26 protein-coding genes are annotated in these 23,683 nt (G+C 43.6%); 8 read left to right on the top strand and 18 right to left on the bottom strand.

Annotated features, from left to right (window positions below; all coding sequences use genetic code 11):
* Together AB5935_RS19605 and yihA are read left to right on the top strand one after the other, a co-directional pair.
* Window positions 1-1,067: sodium:solute symporter family transporter (locus AB5935_RS19605; RefSeq protein WP_368327529.1), on the top strand; the 1,067-nt coding region annotated here is incomplete at its 5' end.
* A complete protein-coding gene (yihA, locus tag AB5935_RS19600; protein ID WP_005846771.1) occupies window positions 1,033-1,635 on the top strand; it encodes a ribosome biogenesis GTP-binding protein YihA/YsxC in 603 nt (200 codons plus the stop codon). The genes AB5935_RS19605 and yihA, both read left to right, overlap by 35 nt.
* Before the next feature lie 113 nt (window positions 1,636-1,748).
* Here yihA and AB5935_RS19595 read toward each other — a convergent pair whose 3' ends face one another.
* From AB5935_RS19595 to AB5935_RS19560, 8 genes are all read right to left on the bottom strand, one after another.
* Window positions 1,749-4,088, bottom strand: coding sequence for a DEAD/DEAH box helicase (locus AB5935_RS19595; RefSeq protein ID WP_235303816.1), 2,340 nt, complete (start codon window positions 4,086-4,088; stop codon window positions 1,749-1,751).
* A 103-nt stretch (window positions 4,089-4,191) separates the two neighbouring features.
* The gene (locus tag AB5935_RS19590) at window positions 4,192-4,593 is read right to left on the bottom strand and encodes a HEPN domain-containing protein (RefSeq protein WP_005846767.1); all 402 of its coding nucleotides are present in this window, start codon (window positions 4,591-4,593) and stop codon (window positions 4,192-4,194) included.
* Window positions 4,590-4,898, bottom strand: coding sequence for a nucleotidyltransferase domain-containing protein (locus AB5935_RS19585; RefSeq protein WP_005846765.1), 309 nt, complete (start codon window positions 4,896-4,898; stop codon window positions 4,590-4,592). Before AB5935_RS19585 ends, AB5935_RS19590 begins: the two co-directional genes overlap by 4 nt.
* Window positions 4,899-5,080: 182 nt before the next feature.
* A complete protein-coding gene (locus AB5935_RS19580) occupies window positions 5,081-6,649 on the bottom strand; it encodes an ATP-binding protein (RefSeq protein WP_196023796.1) in 1,569 nt (522 codons plus the stop codon).
* Window positions 6,650-6,773: 124 nt separating this feature from the next.
* The gene (locus tag AB5935_RS19575) at window positions 6,774-7,166 is read right to left on the bottom strand and encodes a DUF86 domain-containing protein (RefSeq protein WP_005846761.1); all 393 of its coding nucleotides are present in this window, start codon (window positions 7,164-7,166) and stop codon (window positions 6,774-6,776) included.
* On the bottom strand, window positions 7,159-7,452 hold the full coding sequence (locus AB5935_RS19570; RefSeq protein WP_008667148.1) for a nucleotidyltransferase family protein: 294 nt from the start codon (window positions 7,450-7,452) through the stop codon (window positions 7,159-7,161). The genes AB5935_RS19575 and AB5935_RS19570 overlap by 8 nt, the downstream gene beginning before the upstream one ends.
* Window positions 7,453-7,529: 77 nt before the next feature.
* On the bottom strand, window positions 7,530-7,691 hold the full coding sequence (locus AB5935_RS19565) for a hypothetical protein (RefSeq protein ID WP_008781504.1): 162 nt from the start codon (window positions 7,689-7,691) through the stop codon (window positions 7,530-7,532).
* A 1-nt stretch (window position 7,692) separates the two neighbouring features.
* Window positions 7,693-7,842, bottom strand: coding sequence for a hypothetical protein (locus AB5935_RS19560; protein WP_005847786.1), 150 nt, complete (start codon window positions 7,840-7,842; stop codon window positions 7,693-7,695).
* 158 nt (window positions 7,843-8,000) lie between these two features.
* Between AB5935_RS19560 and AB5935_RS19555 the strand changes: the two genes are divergently transcribed.
* The 6 genes from AB5935_RS19555 to AB5935_RS19530 all read left to right on the top strand — a co-directional run bounded on the left by AB5935_RS19555 (window position 8,001) and on the right by AB5935_RS19530 (window position 12,842).
* Window positions 8,001-8,666: a BT4734/BF3469 family protein gene (locus AB5935_RS19555; protein WP_032933894.1), complete on the top strand. Its 666-nt coding sequence runs from the start codon at window positions 8,001-8,003 to the stop codon at window positions 8,664-8,666.
* Window positions 8,667-8,738: 72 nt separating this feature from the next.
* On the top strand, window positions 8,739-10,544 hold the full coding sequence (locus AB5935_RS19550; protein ID WP_270213672.1) for a DUF3987 domain-containing protein: 1,806 nt from the start codon (window positions 8,739-8,741) through the stop codon (window positions 10,542-10,544).
* Window positions 10,545-10,934: 390 nt separating this feature from the next.
* Window positions 10,935-11,129, top strand: coding sequence for a DUF4248 domain-containing protein (locus AB5935_RS19545; protein WP_008667139.1), 195 nt, complete (start codon window positions 10,935-10,937; stop codon window positions 11,127-11,129).
* A 365-nt stretch (window positions 11,130-11,494) separates the two neighbouring features.
* Window positions 11,495-11,989: a DNA-binding protein gene (locus AB5935_RS19540; protein WP_005846750.1), complete on the top strand. Its 495-nt coding sequence runs from the start codon at window positions 11,495-11,497 to the stop codon at window positions 11,987-11,989.
* 163 nt (window positions 11,990-12,152) lie between these two features.
* Entirely contained in the window at window positions 12,153-12,263 is a 111-nt protein-coding gene (locus AB5935_RS19535) for a smalltalk protein (protein WP_007852218.1), read from the top strand.
* A 60-nt stretch (window positions 12,264-12,323) separates the two neighbouring features.
* Window positions 12,324-12,842, top strand: coding sequence for an N-acetylmuramoyl-L-alanine amidase (locus AB5935_RS19530; protein ID WP_217775590.1), 519 nt, complete (start codon window positions 12,324-12,326; stop codon window positions 12,840-12,842).
* Window positions 12,843-13,098: 256 nt separating this feature from the next.
* On the opposite strand, the gene AB5935_RS19525 is transcribed toward AB5935_RS19530, so the two are convergent.
* From AB5935_RS19525 to AB5935_RS19480, 10 genes are all read right to left on the bottom strand, one after another.
* Window positions 13,099-14,073: a PD-(D/E)XK nuclease family transposase gene (locus AB5935_RS19525; RefSeq protein ID WP_368327528.1), complete on the bottom strand. Its 975-nt coding sequence runs from the start codon at window positions 14,071-14,073 to the stop codon at window positions 13,099-13,101.
* Window positions 14,074-14,150: 77 nt separating this feature from the next.
* Entirely contained in the window at window positions 14,151-15,020 is an 870-nt protein-coding gene (locus AB5935_RS19520; protein WP_085960185.1) for a YjbH domain-containing protein, read from the bottom strand.
* 11 nt (window positions 15,021-15,031) lie between these two features.
* Entirely contained in the window at window positions 15,032-16,159 is a 1,128-nt protein-coding gene (locus tag AB5935_RS19515) for a glycosyltransferase (RefSeq protein WP_007844036.1), read from the bottom strand.
* A 148-nt stretch (window positions 16,160-16,307) separates the two neighbouring features.
* Window positions 16,308-17,363, bottom strand: coding sequence for a glycosyltransferase family 4 protein (locus tag AB5935_RS19510; RefSeq protein ID WP_007844029.1), 1,056 nt, complete (start codon window positions 17,361-17,363; stop codon window positions 16,308-16,310).
* A gap of 143 nt (window positions 17,364-17,506) precedes the next feature.
* A complete protein-coding gene (locus AB5935_RS19505) occupies window positions 17,507-18,529 on the bottom strand; it encodes a glycosyltransferase family 2 protein (RefSeq protein WP_007844027.1) in 1,023 nt (340 codons plus the stop codon).
* 111 nt (window positions 18,530-18,640) lie between these two features.
* A complete protein-coding gene (locus AB5935_RS19500; protein ID WP_007844025.1) occupies window positions 18,641-19,783 on the bottom strand; it encodes an EpsG family protein in 1,143 nt (380 codons plus the stop codon).
* 6 nt (window positions 19,784-19,789) lie between these two features.
* On the bottom strand, window positions 19,790-20,677 hold the full coding sequence (locus AB5935_RS19495) for a glycosyltransferase family 2 protein (protein ID WP_007844023.1): 888 nt from the start codon (window positions 20,675-20,677) through the stop codon (window positions 19,790-19,792).
* Window positions 20,678-20,679: 2 nt separating this feature from the next.
* Window positions 20,680-21,885 (bottom strand): glycosyltransferase family 4 protein, encoded by a 1,206-nt coding sequence (locus AB5935_RS19490; RefSeq protein WP_007844021.1) that lies wholly within the window; start codon window positions 21,883-21,885, stop codon window positions 20,680-20,682.
* Window positions 21,882-23,330 carry a lipopolysaccharide biosynthesis protein gene (locus tag AB5935_RS19485; protein WP_007844018.1) on the bottom strand — a complete coding sequence of 483 codons (1,449 nt, stop codon included), beginning with the start codon at window positions 23,328-23,330 and terminating at the stop codon, window positions 21,882-21,884. The genes AB5935_RS19490 and AB5935_RS19485 overlap by 4 nt, the downstream gene beginning before the upstream one ends.
* Before the next feature lie 4 nt (window positions 23,331-23,334).
* The coding region (locus tag AB5935_RS19480; RefSeq protein WP_368327527.1) for a hypothetical protein at window positions 23,335-23,683 on the bottom strand (349 nt) is incomplete at its 5' end.

Genomic DNA, 23,683 nt, shown 5'->3' with positions numbered 1-23,683 from the left:
GCCTTATCCTCCAGCATTATGTATTCGACGCCTTTCATATTCCTTTCGCCGCCACGGTGATAGGGATTGTCTTACTGATCTGGCTGTACACCCGCCGCAGCGGCATACGCACGATTGTGTGGACGGACAGCTTGCAGACACTCTGCCTGCTGCTGGCGCTGGGATTAATACTTTATGAGGTTTCCGGCCAGCTGGATCTGGATTTTCCGGGACTGGTACATGCCATCCGGGAAAATGAGCACAGCCGTATCTTTGTTTTTGACGACTGGCACAGCAAACAGAACTTCTTCAAGCAGTTTTTCAGCGGCATCTTCATCACGATTGTCATGACAGGGCTGGATCAGGATATGATGCAGAAGAACCTGTCGTGCAAGAACCTGCGTGAAGCCCAAAAGAACATGTATTGCTACGGCATCTCATTCGTTCCGGTCAATTTCCTGTTCCTGTCACTCGGAATCCTGCTGTTATTGTTCGCCTCGCAACTGAACATCCCCCTGCCGGCAGCCGGGGATGAGATACTGCCCTTGTTTGCGGCGGAAGGCCATCTGGGATTCGCCGTACTGATATTCTTTACCATCGGCATCATTGCAGCCGCCTTTTCCAGCGCCGATTCGGCATTGACCGCCCTCACCACCAGCTTCTGTATAGACATAGCGGGCATAAGCCATTTGTCCGGCAAGGAAGCGGAAAGACGGAGGAAGCTCGTGCACTTCTGCATATCAGTCCTCTTTATCGGATTCATCCTGCTGTTCAAGGCAGTAAACAACAAGAGTGTCATCGACGCTATCTATACCATCGCCTCGTACACTTACGGCCCGTTGTTGGGGCTGTTTGCATTCGGGCTGTTCACCCCAATGCGGCCGCGCGACCGTTTTGTTCCTTACATAGCCATCGCCTCGCCGCTATTATGCTATGCCATAGACCGGCTGGTGTTCACCTCCACCGGCTATCAGTTTGGCTATGAAATGTTAATGTTTAACGGCTTCCTGACTTTTATGGGGCTGACTTGTTTAAGTATAAAAACAAAGAATTATGGAAATACTCAGTGCAGAATTTGTAGTAAGTAACACAAAAGTAGAGAAATGCCCGCAGGACAACCTGCCCGAATATGCATTTATCGGCCGTTCAAATGTAGGTAAATCGAGTCTGATAAACATGTTGGCCAAACGTCCCAAACTGGCTATGACTTCCTCCACTCCGGGGAAGACTTTGCTGATCAATCACTTTCTGATCAATAAAGAATGGTATCTGGTGGATTTACCGGGATACGGATATGCCTCCCGGGGCAAGAAACAGGTAGAAAAGATACAGCAGATTATCGAGGATTATATCCTGGAACGCGAGCAAATGACCAATCTGTTTGTATTGATAGACTGCCGTCTGGAGCCTCAGAAAATAGACTTGGAATTTATGGAATGGCTGGGAGAAAATGGAGTACCCTTCTCTATCATCTTCACCAAAGCCGACAAGCTGACCAATGGCAAGGTTAAGGATAATGTAAACAAATATCTGAAAAAACTGACAGAACAGTGGGAAGAACTCCCTCCTCATTTCGTATCCTCCTCTGAAAAGAAAACAGGCAGACAGGAGATTCTGGATTATATTGACAGCATTAACCGGTCGCTTAAGGCATAGCGTCGAATTACCTAGTGGTGACTACTTAGAACGCAAATGACGCAAATGACACAAATTTATCCCCGTTCCTATTTGTGTCATTTGCGCCATTTGCATTCCGTTCCGGCAAACGCTCAGAGTTTTATGGTCTTCACCTTACCCGGAATCACCGTCAGATGCACCGTACCGTTGCATTCTATATCCACCTTCTGGTATCTGGCCTCCACCACCACTTTTCCGTCCAGAGCCATTATTCCCCATTGGCAGGCGTTTTCCTCGTAAGCGCAATAATAGCCCACAGGAGGCAGAATCTTCCTGTATTTGGGAGGCACAATGATACGTTCCCCCAGTTTCAAGCCCCATTTCATCCCCATCCGAAAAGGCAATGCATCCCTGATCTCTTCCAACCTTTTCAGCCTTTTCTGTTCCTCTTCCTGCAATTGTTTCCGTTGAGCTATCCCGGCACGCCGCCCGGCTTCTTCCTTCAGACGTTCCATCACCGTATGGAAATCTTCCTCGCCCGGCCGGGGAGTGTTACAGGCTATATACCGCTTTTCCTTCCCTTTCTCCACATGATAATAATTCCCGTTCCCGTCCATCACCACGATGCTCCGGTCCGCCAGACGGCCACAGCACCAATACACTTCCTCCTCATCCCCTGCCAGCACACAGGCGAAAACATCAAACAAGGTAGTCCAGACAGGATCCACCAGTTGGCAGTCCTTCGGAACACGGTAATCCGGTATCTTCAGATAAAAGTCATAAAAGTAGATGCCGTTCTGATCCACCCCTCGCATGGAGACATACGGTTTTCCGGTACGGCTGAAAAAGAACGTTCCCACCTTCAGCAGCTCCACACCGCCGTATGGCAATTCCATACAGCCGAATGACAACACCACGGGTTTCTCCCGATAGGTTCTGTTTACCTTCAGGTCGATGTAAGATTCATTGCCCGCACAGTCTGTCACGGCAAGCAGATCCCCCTTCATGAACTTCATTTTCCGGCAGCGGTCCAGCTGTATTCCGGGCTGTCCGGTTTCATTCACCACACCTGCCCGGTTATTCCCGAATCTCACTGCCGCCCGGTCTCCACAGATATCAAACACTTCCGGATACCGGGGCCTTACCGTCATCCTCTCCCCGCGCCTCAATCCCCAAAGCCCGCTTTGTCTGTCATAATAACTTTTCAAAACGGGCTGTCCGCCTTTTTCCGTTGCGGAATCTTCCCGGCTTGTAAGGAAGTCCATCAGCCGGTCGTGCGTTATCACCACCTCCAGTTCATCCTCCCGCTGTCTTTCATCCTCCCGCTGTCTTTCATCCTCCCGTTGTCTTTCCTCCTCCGGCAGCAGACCGGATACAGACAGCCTGCCTGTTTCCGCCCGTGCCCGGGACAGCGCGTTGCCAATCATCCGCCCCTCGAACATCGCCGCCCAGTCATGGTTCCGGGCGGGCAGACCGAAGATGCGGTACAGACCCACATTGTCTATCAGCATACAGGACGCCTTGTCTGCCGACCTCCTCAGCCCACGCCCCACCTGTTGCAGGTATTTCGCCAGGGAAAGCGTGGGACGTGCCAGCTGCACGAACTCCACATCGGGACAGTCGAAGCCTTCGGAAAAGATATCCACATTGACCAGCACTTTCACCTTCCCCCGTCTGAAATCCTCCACCAGTTCCCGGCGTTCCGAAGCCGGAGTCCTGCTGTCGATAGCCACAGCCTCCAGTCCGTGTGCGCTATAACAAGCCGCTATCCGGCGGGCATGGGCGATGCTGACAGCATATACGATTCCTTTCTTTCCGCGGGCATATCGTTCCACGCTCTCATACAGCCGGCCGATACTTGTCTCCCGGTTCAGCACCTCGTTCATCTCCTTTACCTGGTAGTCCCCGTCCGCACCCCGTTTCTTCAGCGAGTCTATCAACCACTGTTCCCTGCTGTTCGCACGGATGGACACATAGTCAAAGGATGACAACCAACCCTTTCCGATGAATTCCGCGACAGTCCACGAAGTGATCAGGCTGTCGAACAAGTCCGTGAATCCCTTGCCGTTCAGCCGGCAGGGAGTGGCGGTCATACCCAGTTTCCTTGCCTCCGGATAGTTCTCCCAAAGTATCCGGTAGGTTTCCGCCAGGGCGTGATGCGCCTCGTCGATAACGATCAGGTCCGGCTCTTCATCCATGTGCTTCCGGTTTCGTGACAGCCACTGGATGGACATCACCCTCACCCTTCCGTCCTCTTTGCTCATCCCGTGCCGGGACACGGTTTCCTCTATCTGCTCCACCAGCTCCCGGCGGTGCGCCACGATCCATACCCGGCTGCCGGAACCACGCAGGAATTCCCTTACTATGGCGGCCAGCAGATGCGTCTTGCCCGTACCGGTGGGCATCTGTACCATCACACTTCGGTGAAGCTCCCACTCCTTGAAAAGGCGGAGCTTCATCTCCTGCTGGTAGTCGCGAAGAGTGTCGTTCATGCAATACATTATGCGGATGCCGGTCGCTACCGGCAACAAAAAAGAGGGAAGGCCACATGCATCATTGCATGCAGCCTATAGTAAATATCTTATTCTTTACGGATTAATTTTTATCGAAAACCCAATTATCAATAAGTCCTATAAAAGCACAGACTTTAGGATACATTTCCTGAGTTGCTGCTAAATCAAAGTTCTTAAAGTCTTCATAATCGGCAGCTGAACGATTATTGAACAAAATAGAATAAAAGCGTCCCCATTCTTTAGGGAATTTACCTGTAAGAATAAAATGCTGGCTGAATTTTTGACGTACACCTTCATGACTCTTGACTCCGTCTATCTCCGACTGCAACAACAATCCACTCACAGCATAAAAACAGGCATAATACATCCTATTCATTGCCGTATTGTAATAACCACGCTCTATATGATCTTTTATTTCATCTAACAATGATTTGGCTGAATTCAGCCTATATAAAACAATATCAAACCGCTGTTCCGGAGTCATAACAATATCCCCTCCTTCATTATATTCTCATAAAACGGAGTGAAACGTTTTCCCCATTCTTTCATCGACTCTATAAACGGATTGATTTGAACACCGGTTTCTAACTCAATGTCATATAAAGGAGCAGTTAAAAGCATCTTGTCCTCCAAAGTAACCACATCCTTATCTATCAACAGCAACAGGTCTATATCACTATCACTACGCGCATCACCCCGCGCCTCACTTCCATAAAGTATCACCTTTATACCAGGAGCAACCTTATGTAAGGCATTTTGTATAGATTTCACGATTTCAGGACGCTTCATACTCCTTATCTTTAGATTGAATTTGTTGTTAACTGCAATCAAGCTTAATACAAAGAACGAAATTTTTCTTCAAACAAACAAATATTCAGCATCTTAATTGATATCCTATCGAAAAGTTCCTGTTCCATTATTTTTCGCTTTTACCGTCCCTGCAATGAAAGAGTTCTTACATCATATACGGCCTATTCTTCTATGACCCAATCCCCCAGGGTGTGTTTCTCCACATCAAAATTGATCCCCACCTTCACCACTTGCAATCCGCTGAGGGAAAAGCGTTCGGGATACTGCTTCAGATTGATCTGGGCCATGGCCGCTTCCGCAGACCTACCCAGCTTCAATTCAATGACATACAGCTTACCGGCAACACGCATCACCACATCCACACGCCCCTTGGGGGTACGCACCTCCACATCGACATACATCCCGAACAGGGAGAAGATGATGTAGAACAATTGCTGGTAATGTCCCTCATAATTCGTGTTATCACAATACGTAACAGTAGAAAGGAATTCCTGAAGAAGACGCAAGGCCCCGTCCATATCTCCCCCGGCTATCGCAAGATACATACGGGCGATGGTCGTATTGCCTTTCAGCGTGTTATGGGCCAGATAGCCAGGCAGCAAGCTGCGCATCAGCCCGATCCGTATCTCACCGTTCGGAATGTCCAGCGTATACAGTTCGGCCAGCTTGTTGTAATCCTTTATCGTAAAGTAACCGCTCTGATAGAGCAGAGGAACAATGCCCTCCATTTTCTCCGTAGGCGCATCGAAATCAGCAGCCATAGCCTGCATACTTCCCCCTAACTGGGAGGGAAGGACGTGGAACTTGCGTAGCATCTCTATCAGATAAGTGGGCGTGCCGCTGCCAAACCAGTAATTGTTCAACTCGTCATTGGCAAAGGCATTCAGCAGGCTGAACGGATTATAGATATCGGGCGAAGGCCAGGTAAAATGATAACCGTCATATTTCTCCTTCAACTTCTGCAACGTTTCCTCTTTGCTCATTTCCTGCGAAACGGCAAGCCGTTCTATATAAGCTGTCATCTGTTCCTGCATTTCTTCCTGAGTGATGCCACAAATGGCGGCATAGGGCTTCAGCATACTGATATTCAAGATATTGTTCAGCTCGCTGAAGATGCTGAGTTGGGAGAATTTGGTAATGCCGGTCAGGAACACAAAGCGAAGATAAGGGTCGCACGCCTTCAACGGGCTGTAAAAATTGCGCATCACGTTACGGAGAACGGGAAGATCCGTTTCCTCATGCATCACATCCAGCAAAGGCGCGTCATACTCGTCAATAAGGACTACCACCTGTCGGCCGGTCTGTTCGTTGGCACGCATGATGAGTGAAGTCATCCGGTCGTTCAGCTTCACAGCCTCCTCAGGCTTGCCATAAATTTGTTCATATCCGCTAAGCTGGAAGCTCAGCATGCTTTCCAACGTATCCTTGTCCACATGCTTCGCCAGACTCATGTCGAAGTGCAGCACCGGATATTCCGTCCATTCGGTTTCCAGCTTCTCAATGGCCAATCCCCTGAAAAGGTCCTTCTTCCCGGCAAAGTAACTGTGCAACGTAGAAGTCAGCAATGACTTGCCGAACCGGCGGGGACGGCTCAGGAAACAATATTTGGAGGCGCCGTACGCCATCCGGTAAACATATTCCGTCTTATCTATATAGAGGTAACCCTTGTTGATTATTTCCTCAAAAGTCTGTATGCCTATCGGGCATTTCTTCAATTGCTGCTGTTCCATCATTTTTTCCATTTTAGCATTACCGCTACGAAGATAAACAAACTCCGCCACTTCCTGTTGCGTTTACCGCAAAATATGACTTCTTTTCTTCAGAAAAGAATTTTACGATATTGGTAAAGAAAAGCTATCCCATTATTAGGTTATCCGTCTTCAGATCATCCAGCATTCGTTTTATCGCTTGCTGCAATTGTGGTATGTCTTCCAGGCAAATACGATAAATCTCATCAGCATCTACATCGAAATAATGATGTACTATTATATCACGTACCCCCATCACATACCTCCATGGAATCTCCGGATATTGAGCCAATAATTCTTTGTTTGTCACCTTATCCAGATTTTTAATGCTTTCTCCAATCGCAGTCAGTTTCATGCAGATACTATCCAGTTTCATCATACCGCTTTCACTCAATAGAAAATCATCCGGACAGGAGATATCCGAAAAACGAAAACTTATTCTTTCCAGAGATTTCTGTATCAAATCCAATATATGGAAAGCGATCAACGTGTCATACATAAATGCCCTCCCTCTGAATTCTTTCACGTAAAAATGAATCCATTCTATCTCGCAGGCGTACAATATCCACTTTGCAGCCCAATAATTCTTCCAACTCTTGCTTTATACCCGCTAAAGCGAAAAAGCCATGCAGCTGACCTTCCACACACACATCCACATCACTATTTTCAGTCTGCTCGCCACGTGCCACAGACCCGAAAATACCCATACGCACAATGCCATATTTATGAGCATTCTCAGCCATATACTTACGCAATAATGCAATGTATTCAGATGTCGTTTTCATATTTTTCCTCCAAGTAGGTTTTCGCAAATATACAATTTATTTTTCTTCAGACAAAAATTTCTCATTAAAGAATTTACTCAAAGCATCCCCATTATCTCCCTCACTTTTCCCTTCCACTCCCCCAGTTCACGTTCCGCCTCCCGTGACAGCGGCGGGTTGACATATCTGTAAAACTCGATACGCCTCTCATAGTGTTCTTCTATAACCGCCTTCACCTCGAAAAAAAGAAGAAGCGTCATGTTATTTTTTTTCTTCCAGGCTGGTAAAAAAGCCATTAGCCACATGGAGCTTACGCTCCAACTCCCGTCTGTGCAGATTCAACTGGCCCAGACGTTTCACTACCTCGGCAGCCAATTGCCGGGCCTGATCAACAGGATTCAAATGTTCCATCGGATTAAATCGTATTTTTTATATGAATAATCATTTATATGTCCCCGTTCAGGACAAAAACACACGTATCTCAGTTATTATATCGAACTTTGTAACATTGAAAATCAATAACCTGATTCATAAATATCAGGGCTTGCAAATTTAATAAATAAAAACGAATGAACCAATTTAAAATGTCACTGTTTCTGCCACCTATATCACCGGTAAAGGACAGTACCACCGGACGAATCATCCAGCCGCCCACCTTAACGCCCTACAAGGAAATAACCTTACAGGAAGTGTACAAACTTATCACATCCAGCGAACGCCTGAAGACACTGACCGAGACCGTGCGCCGGGCAACGGAAAACGGGGATGAAAAAGTCTATCGTATGCTCAAGCAACAGACGCTACCCTACGTTACTCCCTGCGGCGTTTTTTCCTACCGTAAAAGCGACAGCCTGACCGGACCGTCGGGCTTGATTGTGGTGGACATAGACCACCTTGATTCCCGTCGGGAAGCGGAAAAGCTGAAAAGACAATTGTTCGACGACCTCCTCCTGCGCCCTGTACTGGCATTCACCAGCCCCAGCGGACACGGAGTAAAAGCGTTCATCCCCTACGACCTGGCACGCATACCCGACACCAAACAAAATACCTCCGAAAACATCCACTGGGCGATGAACTACGTACAAGCAATCTATGATTTCCACAGCAGCCACCCGGACAGGGAAGATAAAAAAACAAACCATTCCGGCAAAGGCGTGGACCGTACCGGCAAGGACTTGGTACGGGCCTGTTTCCTCTCGTATGACGAGGAAGCATTGATACGCCGGGAAATTTAAAACGAATAGAAAAACATACTCAAAAGAATGCCGGACAAAATTTAAACAGGCACTCAAAAAACAACAAATATCATGAACATGAATAATCCTTTAGAAAACTTGCGGCAGCTGACCGAAGCTGTCCGCATGGCAGGCGCAGACATTGCCCCTACCTATATTGAATATGTACAACTGGCTTTCGCCATCGCAAACGATTGCGGAGAAGCGGGACGCAATGATTTCCTCTCCCTCTGCTCCCTTTCCTCCAAATACGACGAAAAAAATGCACAAGCACTGTTCTCGAACGCGCTTCATGCCGATAAAGAAGATATACATCTGGGAACCGTGTTCCATCTGGCCGGGCAATGCGGAGTGAAGATTTCCGGCAGCGCCGGCTCTCACAAGGCAGGGACAATGGGGACAGCAGGGACAGCCCCGGATTTTCCACACACGTGCGCGCGATATAATAAGGTGGAAAATAACATTTCCGATGATACCGACGAGGAGGAACAGCTCACCGAAGGCTCCGATCCTTATTCCCCCCTGCCTACCTTTCCACAGAACTATGTGTGGCCGGAACTGCTGGAGAGAATCATCTCCTTCGGTAAAAATCCCGAACAGCGTGATATATTGCTCCTGGGAGCGTTTACCGTACTGGGTGCCTCCCTCTCCCACATAGTGCGGTGCCAGTACGGCCGGAAGTGGCAGGCCCCCTGTATGCAGACTTTCATCGTGGCCCCGTCCGCCTCGGGAAAAAGCGCGTTGACATGGGTACGGCTCCTCATCGAACCCATACACGACAAGATACGCAGCGAGGTGAAAGAGGCGATGAAAACTTACCGCCGGGAAAAGGCTGCCTACGACTCTCTGGGCAAGGAACGGAAAAATCAGGAAGCTCCCGTATTGCCTCCCAACCGGATGTTCCTCATATCGGGAAACAACACCGGAACAGGCATCCTGCAAAATATCATGGATTCCAACGGAACGGGCATCATCTGCGAAAGTGAGGCGGACACCGTATCCACCGCCATAGGGACCGAATACGGAAACTGGAGCGACACGCTGCGCAAGGCGTTCGACCACGACCGCCTGTCCTACAACCGGCGCACCGACCGCGAATATCAGGAGGTGAGCAGAAGCTACCTCTCCGTGCTGCTCTCGGGTACGCCCGCACAGGTAAAGCCCCTGATCCCCACGGCGGAGAACGGTCTGTTCTCCCGGCAGAACTTTTATTATATGCCACGCGTCACCCAGTGGGCGGACCAGTTCGGCGAGGATGAGGTGGATGTGGACGAGGAATTCCGCCTGATGGGCAACGAATGGAAAAACACGCTGGACGAGCTGACGCTTCGGGGATTGTTTACCCTGAAGCTGACTCATGCCCAGCATAAACAGTTCAACTTCCTGTTCGACAAGCTGTTCCATCGCTCCGGCAAGATCAACGGGGACGAGATGAGCAGTTCCGTCATCCGTCTTGCCGTCAATGCGTGCCGCATGATGTCGATAGTCGCCATCCTGCGAAGCCTGGAAGACCCTTCTCTGGTGAAACCTGACGCGCATATTTCTTCCGATAATCTGAAGGACCGTATCATCCCGCGCTGGAACCTGGTGATTACAGACGATGATTTCCATGCCGTGCTTGCCTTGGTGGAGCCGCTTTATCTGCACGCCACCCATGTTCTTTCGTTTCTGTCCTCCTCCGTTATCAAGCGCCGGAGCACGGCGGACAAGGATATGCTCTTTGCCGAGATGGAGGACGAGTTTACCCGCCGGATGCTGCTGGAAAAAGCGCACGACAGGAGGATACCTGAATCCACCGCGCTGACCTGGCTCAAACGGCTCACCAAACAGGGGGCGCTGGTGAGTGTGGACGGCAAGGGAACGTATCACAAGAACTGACGCGGCTCTCTATATGTACACGCATGTGTGTGTGAGGAAAAAAGGGGCTGTCCCCACTGTCCCCGTGTCCCCGTCGCTGCTCCGTGCGGCCGTTGTTCCCGGATAGCAAAAATCGTTTGTGGCAGTTCTTTGCGATTGTTCGGAAAACTCCGGATAAACTTTATATACGACACTCCATGCCGGTTAGTATAAAAACAATCGGGCACGCTTTATGCCGAAAGGGGATTTGAATAATTTGCCCATGTGTCAATGTACCGATTTATTGATTTGCTGCTATGTACAATTTACCAATGCGCCAATGTGCCAACCGGGCCGCACTCTATCCGTAGGTGATTGGCCGTTGGTTCATTATCATCATCTATCAAACTCACGTTAAACAAGAAACCATTCATGAATAAGACCGAAACAGCCCTTCTCTATTTTCCGGACAGTACGCCGAAAGTAGCCGTGCGTCATCTGATGCGCTGGATCGCCCGGTGCGCACCGTTGCTCCACGCCCTGGAAGCCACTGGATACCATCCCTGTCAGAAATCCTTCACCTGCCGCCAGTTGCAACTCGTCTATCTCCACCTGGGAGAACCGTGATTCCCCCTGGAATCTGCCACAGACTGTCCGAGAACTCTTCCTCTCTCTTTGAGCGTGGATTACGCGGAAAGAATAAAGAGGGAAGCGTGCCCCCCCTGAAGTCACCACATGACGCAAGTGCTGGCCGAGTTCCCGGACAGTTTCCCCAAAGGGTCAAAAGGGGTCGGAAGGGGTCACGCCGCACGGACGTGAAGTTATCTTTGCAGTGTCAGAAGGAAGAAGCCGCAACCCGGCACAAGATTACAAAAATCCTGGTACAAGATTCCGCGGATCTTGCCCCAAGTTTCACCGGATGCCGCAGCAGTGTGCGCCTTGCTCCTACCTGACACTTTTCCGATAATAATAACCCTTTAAAAACAAAAACGATGATCAACTACAGTATCTCACTCCGTGCCAATCCCAGTGACCAGGATGCTCCCAAGAAGGCTTACGCCAACGCCCAGTACTCAGAAATCATGACACTGGACAAGTTTGCCGAGCATATCTCGACTCACGGCTCCAAATACAACCGTGCCGACATCCAGGCGGTCCTGATCCAAGCGGTGGACTGTATGCGGGAGCAGCTTCTGGCAGGACAACGCATCCAGATGGGCGATCTGGGCACTTTCTCCATTCATATCAACAGCATGGGAGCCGAATCACTGGAAACATACAATCCCGCCATCCATGTGGAAGACCTGAACGTGCGCTGGAAAGCCGGAACCCGTTTCCTCAGCTTGCTGAAAGACAGCGTATTCAACCTGGTCCCTACCCGAAAGGCTGCCAAGCTGGTGGTTAAAGCCCTGAAAGCGGGGAAAAACACTGTGGACTTGACGGGAGAGGCTTCCGGACCGGATGACAAGACGGAAGAAAACGCCTGAACTTTCCGGACTTCTGAAGTCTGATAGTATTTTGTCTTTTTGAGATGAACCTGTTGTTCTGAACAAAGTGAAGAATCTGAATGCAATCATTTTTATGCCCACAGATTCCTCGTCTTTGTCCGGAATGACAGAAAAAAACAAATCCTTTAAAACAAATATTCCTATGAACAATTCAAAGAAAATCACCTGGAAGCAAATTCTGCACGCCATTATCCAAGCTGCCATAGCAGCGCTCACCGCCTTGGGCGTAACCAGTTGCACCACTCTCTTTTAAAAAGCCCCTGACCCATCGCATGACACTTTTTAATTCTTAATTCCCTATTTCAATTCAACCATGATTCAAGAAACTTTCCCTATGATAATCGGTGAGGAAGAGATTCCGAACGAACGTGCTCTCCTCACTCAGGAGGACGGCCCGATGATGGCATCCTCCGCTTCCGTGAAATATATCGTCATTCATTGCAGCGCCACACGCTCCACCCGGGATTACACCGCCGAGCAACTGCTCCGTGACCACAAAACGCGAGGTTTCCGCACGGTGGGGTATCATTTTTATATCCGTCGTGACGGAAGTGTGACCCAGCACCGCAAGCTTCTGGAAGTGGGTGCACACTGCCGCCCCTGGAACCGTTGCAGCATAGGTATCTGTTATGAGGGCGGTCTGGATGCGGACGGACATCCGACAGATACCCGGACACCGGAACAGACGGAACAATTTATTTTGTTGCTGATGCGGATGGTGAAAATCTTTCCCGGTGTCCGGATAAGGGGACACAGGGATATGCCGGGAAGTATCCCGAAGGCTTGTCCGTGTTTCGATGCGGAGGGGGTATTCGGGTACTTGGAGAAATAATAAAGAAAGTGGCAATCACCATGCAGTTTCTTCTTTGGGGGAAGCTGCATGGAGAATGCCCTTACGTATGATTTGTTTTTCTTTGTAGAAAGGTTTTACAATAATGAATTTACTCAATCTACAGACTACCATACTAATCGTATACGATAGCCCTATAGAAAACCGACATTGACATCATTCTTAATTTACCCCACCCACCTATTCATCTTTCTACAAAACAGAAGCAAATCACCTAGCAGTACAATCGTGCACACCGTTACAGCTTATCAATTTCTTCCGCTGAAAGTCCGGCAACCCGGACAATATCCGCTATGGAAAAACCGTTCTCTTTCAGTTTACGGGCGATTTCCAAACGCTCCTTCAAACGTCCTTCCGCCTCTCCTTCCGCTTTTCCTATTGCTTTTCCTATTGCTTTTCCTATTGCTTTTCCTTCCGCGACAGCCTGTTCACGGATATCATTTTCCACAATACGGCTCACGTTATAACGGTCCACCGCCTTATCATAAGCGATACGGTCACCCTCAGACAGGTGAGCCTTGGCGGCAAGGCGGTCAAGATGGCTGAAAACCTGTTCTTTCAGCGCATCGGGCATTCTGTTCCAATTGTTCATATTCTTCAGTGCATACATTAGTTTATCGGATAAAATAGAACATTCGTCCAGTTCCTTCGTAAAATAAGGAAACTGGAGATAAATCTGACGGAAATTCCGGTTCACCACACGGCCGCTGTCCCGGTCGGAAACCACCGTGTCGGTACGGAACTTGCTTTCCAGACCATCCTCCTTGAAATTCATCAGGAAAACGCCGTACACAGCAGGAAGCCTGTAACGGAGACCGTAAGAAGCCTCTTCTTCCCTGAGCAGGCCGCAATCCCCCTCCAACGGAGTGTCGGGAACACATACCTCTTTAGAGGACGGATTCTCCATCTGGCGGCTCACCGCACGGCACACATAATAAAGCGTACGGTCCAGGAAATGGCTATGCCAACGATTCTGCATCTCCACTATGATGTACTCGCCCGTAGAGGTACGGCAGTAAAGGTCATAAATGATGCCCTTGTCGTGAATATTCTCCGAACGGTCCTCCTTGTCCAGAAACGTCAGGTCTTCAATGTGATGCTCACCGGACAGCAGTTCGTTAAGCAGGATTATCAGCAGGGCCTTGCTGGCAGGCTGGCCGAAAATTATCTTGAAGCCGAGATCCGTGAAAGGGTTTACAAAGCGGGATGACATAATAAAGATGATTTTATGGTTTCTGACCGCAAAGAAACGAATTCTATCTGGAAATTCCTATGAATGAGCGCTTTTTATTATTTTAAATGGATTTTGAAGACTAAGCCACCGGAAAAGTACTTGCAACGGTTCAGTTCTACTACGGCGTTGATGTAGTCTTTCCAGAAGCTGTACTCCATACCAAGATTTACCTGATACTTCGCCCCGTCAGGGTCAAAAGTCAAATCCTCCTTCACATCCGTATAACCAGGAACCACTTCTGCCATTAAATTAACACCATTAATGGCTTTATGCACCCAAGAATCACTGTCCTTCAAATGAAACCGGAAATTCGCACCCATAGCCGGATTATTCAACTTGTTATCAAAACGGTTGCTGTATATCCATGACAGGTGTGCACCTAATGTACCCACATTCTCAAAATAAAAATGTTTGGTTATGGCCAAATAATAGCGGTTAAGAAAACCATTACCATAATTTAATTCTGAAGGTTTGGACAGCGATCCTCCATTCCATGAATCACCTATCACATCATTCGCCCCGAGAACTATCTGGGGGGTCCATTCTTTCCACCAGCCTTCTTTCCACACTCTAAGCCGAAAATGAAAGGAACGGTCCTGATTAATAAATTTACCATACGTAGAAGGAACCCAATAGCCCGAACGATTACCATAGTCCGTGGGTACTGCCTTATGCCCCATACATAAGTACCCGGCTTCCAACCAAGGGAAAATAGTTATGTTTATGTAGTAATTCCATGTATCATACCACCAACGGGGAACGGTAGCGTGATGATTCAGCCAGTTACCACCTGCCATAAAGGTTTTGTCACGCTGCATGTCGGCAGTGGGCATGTTCATCAAGCCAGTAGTACCATAGTTGATTTGGGCATCTGTATATATCACAAAGGTCGTAAATAACCCCAACACCCCCCATCGTTTAACCATTATTTCAAGCCTCATAGTTCCCGATATACCTTTTCCATAGCTTCTACCATGTGTTTTATTAAAAAATTATCTGCAACACGTTTGTGGGCTGCTATCGAATACTCCTTCTGCAAATTTGTATCTACAACCAGTGTATCCAAAGCTTCCGCATAAGCCTTATCCTGATTTCCTACTTGCGGTACTTCTATACCTGTAACTCCATCAAGATTAACCCAATTAACTCCACTTCCCTTAATGGTAAAAGTAACAGCCGGCGTATAACAATACATGGCTTCTGCCAATGCAACGCCAAAAGCCTCATTCTTTGTCACAGAAGGGAATGCAAAAATACTGGCCGCATACAAATAACAGCGCAAATCGTCATCCGACAATCTGCCAATAAAATGAATGCGCGTTGAATTACGTTTCTTCGCCAATGCTTTCAAACTTTCTGTCAAAGGACCTTTACCTCCTATCACTATAACACAATCAGACCTCATATATTGCTCAGCCTCTATCAGATGCCTTAACCCTTTATATTTAGTATGCCTGCCCATAAAAAAAACAATAGGCTTTCCATCATATAATGCCCTAAGCTCTTGAATACGCTTTTCATCTTCCGCTTGAAGTTCAAACACGCTCTCATCAATCGAATTTGGTACTATACGAACTTTCTCTTTTACTTTCTTCAAAGGTTTAGAACCGTCCCTATATTGTGGACTTGTCACAACAATATGATCCGCTCTTTTAATAAGCCATTTTTCCCAAGGTCGTACAGCCCAATACAGATACCACTGACGTATAATATCCATGTGCCAATGCAATACCAACTTAACATCCTTCGGCATTACCAGTCGCAAGAGTATGGCAGGAAACGGATTCGCCCAATGAAATTGTATCACATCCGGTTTTTCTGCCAATATAGCCCATTGTAAACCATTCCTATATGACAATGACAATGCCTGACGAGCAATATTCAGCAAGGTTCCAACCCGATATACGCGATGCCCATTTACCTCATCTACAGCATTTTTCCGCTGGCTGTTAAAACATACCACGCTTGTAATATGTTGTGGCATTCTTTCTACAAGATATTTACAGATACTCTCTACTCCCCCCAAATAAGGGAAGTAGTATTTTGAAATATGTAAGACACGCATAAATTAACCTTTAAAGTATTTATGTAAGTACAAAATTAAGGTAACAGAAAGCAAGTATGTACTCAATTTAGGGAAGCCCCCAAGACTAATTTTCGAATAAAAATACATACTATTCCACAATTACAAGAATAGAAATAAATCTTCTAAATTATAAATAGCCCAACAATTTCTCTGCACTCTTTTCCCACGAGAAACGTTTTATATTCTCATATCCTTTATCAATAAGGATCTCTTTTAAAGACTTGTGATTTACCAGCTTTAATACCGCATTAGCAAATTCATTAGTATTATTAGGGTCACACATCAATGCACTATCACCAAGTATTTCAGGCAAAGAACTAGAATTGGAAGAAATGACAGGACATCCACAAGCCTGAGCTTCTAAAACAGGGATTCCAAATCCTTCGTATAATGACGGGAAAATGAAAGCAACGGCATTACTATAATAGCGTATCAAATCATTGTCTGACACACGTCCTAGCAACTTAATATTAGGGTTTTTACTGCATTCCTCTATCAAATTCCCCATATTTCGGAAACTATCAGCATTCATATCTCCCATAATATACAATTTTAAATCAGGAATCCGTTTCTGTATTATCTTAAAAGCGTTGACAGCAACTCCAAAATTCTTATTCACTTTAATACTTGAAACCGTAAACAGGTATTTATCTGCACTCAAACCTTTATCTTCAACACATGCAAATTTTTGGTCAACAGCATTATATACCACCGATATTTTATTCCTATCAATTTTGTAGGAAGAAACAATCTCCTCTAATGAAAAATTGCTGACAGTAAACACATGTCTGGAAGTTAGTAATACCCATGGTATTACTAACCTATAAAACATCAAAAACTTCTTAGAAAAGGTTTGTGGATAACGCAAGAATGTTACATCATGAAGAATAGACACTTTATTTCTATACACTACAGGAGCCGTATTTCCCATACATAACAATAAAGGCTTCCCCATTTGATTCAAAAAAAGAGGCAAATCAAATTGTTCCCAAGCATGACCAGTCCTTCGTCCTATCACTTTAACTTCTAAAATTTCAGCCAAATCATGATGCAAAATATTAGAAGGCGACACAAATAATACTTGACTGCCCAATTTCTTTTTCAACTGTAAAGACAATTCAATAGAAAAGCGTTGCACTCCCGTTATTGGTTGAGTCAAAAACCGTGAATTAACAACTATCATTATTATTTAATTTGATTCCAATATAAAATCATCATCACCACTTATCTACACAAAGCTTCGAACATACTGTTCAAATAATTTTTAGCATAAGAATATCGAACAAACAACTGAATTTGCAAATTCAATCTGCATACGTATAAATATCAATATTTACCAGATAACTGACGAAGCCAACAATATATTGTTGTAGGAATTATTTGCTTTCTTGTTGAACGCCAATATTTGATATAAGCAATTCCCAAACACTTCACTTTAGCCACCTCATTATATACTTCTTCATCCCATTTCTTTAATCTTTCATCGAATTTTTCCAAGAACAGATTATTTTCTCTATTCAATTTCTGAATCACCAGTATAGACCAATAATAGGAAGCTATAAATGTGCATAATAAATGCAACTGAATTTTTCTTGTTGACAGGCTTTCAAAAATCGGGCATGGCTTTGATAAGATTCTATCCAAAATCATATACATATCATTTGCATGATTTATTCGCGAAGATATAGATACTGTCTGCCCTTCACGACCAATAAAATATCTATAGAGCAGAATATCGAGGAAAACTATATTTTGAGCCTTCAATAAAGGATAATAAACATATTCAGTATCTGTATAAGAAATTCCTTCGGACAGCCGCAAATTACATGATTTCAAAAGTTCCGTCCGATAAGACAATGTATGCATTACTAAGTCCTCATAAAAATCAATGCTATTTGCCTGTAAAGAATGTATAGATATTATCTGATCAAAATGCTTAGTTGAAGTCTTATATATAGAATTTTCCCTCTTACCCACAAATTCCTTTGCATAATGAGTAACAACGACATCAACTGTTAGTGACTCCAAACGATTTACATAATCTACAAATCCACTGCTGTCAAACCAGTCATCCGCATCTAAAATGCGGAAATATTTTCCCGTGGCAACTTCCAATGCCTTGTTTACACATGAACCATAATTTCCATTCTCCTTATCAATCACAACCACCGAATTCGGATATTTGTCCGCATACGAATGGGCGATTTCAGAAGAACGGTCACGGCTCCCGTCATTGACCACTATAATTTCAATCTTGTCAAGAATTTCAGGTACTATAACTGAATCCAGACATCTGTTCAACCACTGCTCCATATTATAGGTGGGAATGGCAATTGATATGATTTTCATAATGATAAAATGGAAGATTAATATTTAACTCCAGAAGAAGTTATTTTGAAAAATAATAGAATAAAAAGCATTACATGACAAAAATAGATACAACTATTAAAAGGTTGTTTATTATATACCCAAAATTTGCGACTTATATGGAATCGTTGCATTGTCATTTTTAATAACAATTGACCAAATCCACAGCACGAAAGCGAGTAGCAATATAGTACATACTGAAAGTTTATACATCACAAAACTTCTTCTCTTCACAAGTTTTGCTGCACGTGGCAAGAACAAACAATCAGCAGGATAATTTATATAATAAGATACTCTAAAAGCCCAACGAGACACGAGTGACCCAATAAACAAAAGGACACCTATGAATTTAAAATATGCATACATAGACAGTTTACTATCTAATTGACAGCTTACTCTTCTAAAAAAACGCCAGACTCCAAAAAGAAATATTCCAAACAATATATAAATTATAAATGCCGACTTTGTAAGAGCTGATTCTTCCAAACCTCCCATATACATTAAAAATTTCTCTGGCAATATTCCTAAATTGACACTTAGAAACAATATATAATCAAGCATAGACAAAGACACAGGAACTATAATAGCAAAAGAAAGCAACAAAAGCCTCTTCAGTATTCGACTTTTCAATCTAAAAATCAGATATATAAGCCACAAGAAAGTAAAAAACACACCTGTATTATGCGCCAACAATACAAAATAACTCCATATTGCTACTTTCACCCATTTCTCTCGTTCTATATATTTATAGGCATAAATACTCATCGATAAAGCAATAGATTGTCGAACAAGATTCAAACTAGCATTATAATAAAGAAGTAAGAACAAAAGCATAACCAACCACATATCACACTTTTTTCTATTATCATAAGCGGCCCTATAAACAAAGTATATCACAACTAAATTAGCAGCAAAATAAATCGAATGTACATCCGTACTTACTTGAGAAACCAGCCAATTTAATAATAAATAAAGGAATTCTATATCTTGAAAATCTTTATTGCTATAACTATACATAAAATCATCCCAAGCTGGCACCAACAATATTTTAGCCCAAACATGATCTACGTAGATAAGAGTATCGGTTCCAATACCAGAATCTCTAAAACCTGCCAACATAGCTGGAAATAAAACAGCTAATGCAGAAAAAAAATAAAAGAAAACTTTCTGAGTAACCGTTCTCTGTGCTACATAAGTAAAGAATGTGGTAAATAGAAAAACAATTATATATATCATTCCATATCAAGTTTCTAACAGCCGAACAATGCGAGCATAAATACGAACAGGAATAAACAAAGTATTCAGCTGCAACTTATATTTATAATATCCACTCATAAGTTTTGAAGCTCTGGCTCTATTCATTCCATCTGAAACGAAAGCAAGCCTTACTCTCTGTCTTTCTATAAAATTAAGCCTTTTATATAAGCCAGCATGTTTATCATAAATATAATTCACTGATTTAATCCATTCAAAATATTTATTAGTCAACCGTCCTTTATCATTTATGTCAACACGAAAAACTGCTAAAACCTCTGGTATAAAATAAAATGGCATTCGTTGAGCCAAACGAATAGTTAACTCATATTCTTGCCAGAAACGAACATTTTCATCAAATAAGCCAACATCCAATAAGGCTTGCCTATTGGCAAGAATAGTTATATTTAAACAACATATTCCATAAAGTATCTTTCGACTCATATCACCTTGTTTATAAAAATCAGGTGAATATTTATCAAACCTTACTTCAATGCCTCCTTCCTTCACTATCTCAGGACACGCTCCTGAATAGACCAATTCGCACTTTTTCTCTTCGATAAGAGTTACCTGCTTTGATATTTTTTCTTTTAACCAATAATCATCATCATCTAAAAAAGCAACATATTTCCCCTGAGCTTTCTTAATCCCCACATTACGTGCATAATTACCACCTTTACTTTCTGCCTGTGGTATATAAATATATTTAATTGGATATTTTCTACAAACTTCTTCTGTTCCATCTGAAGAAGCATCATCAACAACAATACATTCTATATTCTCATAAGATTGATTCAATACACTTTCTATAGCTCTTCCTACTAACGATTTACGGTTATGGGTCGTGATAATAGCTGTTACCTTTGGTGTATCCATATTTATCTAAACATTTTTTTGATTGTTACAAGAGTTTCAATGACAAATAGATATTTTCTCATTCCCACCTTGTCCTTATGCAAGATAGCTTGTGCTGTTTTCTCGTAGTCGTCATCAAATTTGACAGAGGATAACAAACTATGCAACTGCTTGAAATTCTTTTCGAAATCAAGCTCAGACTCTGCATATTCGCGAGCTTTTCGCTTCATCGTATCAAGTTCATATTTATTTGCAATGATATCTGAAATCTGAGTTGACAAGTAGCTAACATTACATACACACATTGGCCAATAATAACCATCTTTTCTTGAATAGTAGTAGTCAATAGGAGTAACCAAGCCAAAATCTTTCTCGATAAACTCATTCATTGGAGCATTATCAGAAGTGATACAGACAAGACCTGCTGAAATTGCTTCCATAAGAGTAAGACCAATACCATCCAAACGAGATGGATATACATAAACATCGGCTTTGTGATAGAGTCCAGGAGCAGAAATAGTACCCTCTACGACCTCCATCGAACCCTCCTCCTGAAGTTCTTTAATCATATAGTTAAGATCTGGAAGCTGTTTTTCAAGAGACACCTGGGTATGCAAAAGCAGCTTAGCATCTTTTCTGTTTGCTGCCTGATAGAATGCTTCAATCAACAAGTCTGTACCTTTTCTGATTGGTGCCATTCCCGCAGAATGGAAGAAAACAATCTTGTCGTTCTTCACATCAGAGGGTTTATATAATTGTGTATTTGTTCCCCACTTAATATACTGAACTGACTTATGGTTTCTAAATGCAAAGGCATGTCTCTGAGTGTTACATATCACACCATCAAAAATATCAAATAAAGGAATCGTTTCTTCGGTGTAATAATCCACATAAGAAACTACCTTAACCCCCATCTGTTTTGCCCATACTACAGGTGTGAACCACTGCTGTTCGTTGAAGAGAATAAGCTCAACACTATTCTTCTTGATCCACGATTCAAAGTCTTTCTTGTCAATATATGTTCCTCCAGGATAAAGATACATTGTTTTGGGTTTGCGAGTACCCCAATGAACATTGGGCAAATCCCATACAGGATTGCCTTGTGCATAAGCCTCCCCACCACGTGCATATATAAAAACTTCATCGGTACTCTTGAGAATATCCATAAATTGACGAGACACGTATGCAGCACCTCTTTCAAACCAAGTTGTTACGATTCCTATTTTCATTTTCTTTTCAGTTTTTCAGTTATTAATGACTTGACATATAAAAAACTTTCATTTTTAGATAGATAGCAGAATAGACCAAATACCAAAACTCCCATTATCATTTGTAACATGAGAATGAGGAGCAAATGAATAGGTAGATACTGAATCCAATAAATTGAAAAACCCATCATGATGGCACATAGGAAAGTAGGTATTATATCTTTCACCTGCTCAAAGACACCATAATCGAGATATTTCTTACTTGGGTATAGATTAATGAACAAACACACGAAATTGAAGAAGACAACTCCCCAAACTATGGCGATAACTCCCATAAATACCGAGATAATGAGTATTGTCGTCTCAATAACTTTCTTTATTATCTCAAGTTTAAGTGATATTCCGCTGTATCCCATTGCCTTGATTGCTTCCATATTAGCAACCTGAACAGGAAACAGCATATATGCAATTGAATAAATCTGAATATAGGCTACCGCAGGAAGCCATTTCTCTGTCAAAATAAGCAAGACCAAAGGCTTGGCTATAGATATTAAGCCTATCAATGCAGGAAATATGAGCAAACAGGTCATTCCTGTTGATCTTCGGACGAGAGATTTAATCCTTACCTTATCATTTTGTGAGTTAGACAAAACAGGAAATAATATTGTCTGCAAGGACGTATTTATGTTCTGTACCACCATGCTAGACAATGTATGCCCTCTTTCAAAGAAAGCCAAATCAGCTGGAGAATAGAATTTTCCGATAATCAGGCTACGAATGTTCAAGTAAAGGGTTGTGATAAAATTCAATCCGAAGATTTTCCATCCGTAGTCAAATAATTTTTTAAATCTTTCAAATGAGAATGCAAGTATTGGTCTCCATTTTATGGTAAACCACATGATTATTATTGTAACCAGCACACAAGTCATTTGTTGACTGATCAATGCCCATACACCATAGTCGTTTAAGGCCATATAGATACCCAATGAGCCGGATACCAAAAGAGCAAAAAAACTGCTATAAAAGAGCTTCCTAAATAACATCATTTTGGAGACATAGGCTCTTTGTATTGAATTGACAGCTTCGAATACCAAAATAACACCCAATATTCGAATCATATCAACAAGCTCGGGAATGTCGTAAAATTCTGCTATCCAAGGTGATGTTACGTATAATAATGCATACAATACTATAGACAGAAGAATGCTTGAAAAAAAGATAGTTGAATAGTCAAGGCTATCTGTATCTTTTTTCTGAATAAGTGCAGTATTAAGACCTCCGTCAATAATTACGTTTGCAAGGTTGACAAATACGGTAATAATCGCAACGGTACCATAGTCTGATGGACTAAGTATTCTTGCCAAGACAAGAGTTATACACAGACTCAATCCTTGGACACTAAATCTCTCGAGTAGTTTCCAAAAGAATGATTTGATTACATTACCTTTTGAATAGATTTCCTCCATCTCTCTATTTTCCTAATATACTTTTAACTATTTGCACAAGGTTATAGCGAAACCACATCGCATAACCAAGTAGACTAATATGCTTTATTCTTGGTCCCTTTTGCTCAGCATCCATTTTTACCAACTGCCAATAATAGCACCACATATATTTTCCTGCTGTGGGTTTAAGTTCTGTTTTCTTAGCCTTTTGCAATATTATTTCAATTTTTGAGATTGCATTATACAAATATCCGCAGATGTTCTTTTTTACATAATTATCGACATTGTTTGTAATACCCCTTAATTCCGCAACACTATTATAAATTAAACTTTTTAAGTACCTGAGCAACAAAAAGTTGCTCAGGATTTTGCCA

Source organism: Phocaeicola sp. RTP21198st1_B8_RTP21198_201120, assembly GCF_040929485.1.
Taxonomy (GTDB): domain Bacteria; phylum Bacteroidota; class Bacteroidia; order Bacteroidales; family Bacteroidaceae; genus Phocaeicola; species Phocaeicola dorei.
Note: the sequence above shows the minus strand (reverse complement) of the source record. Positions and strands in the feature narration are given on the sequence as shown.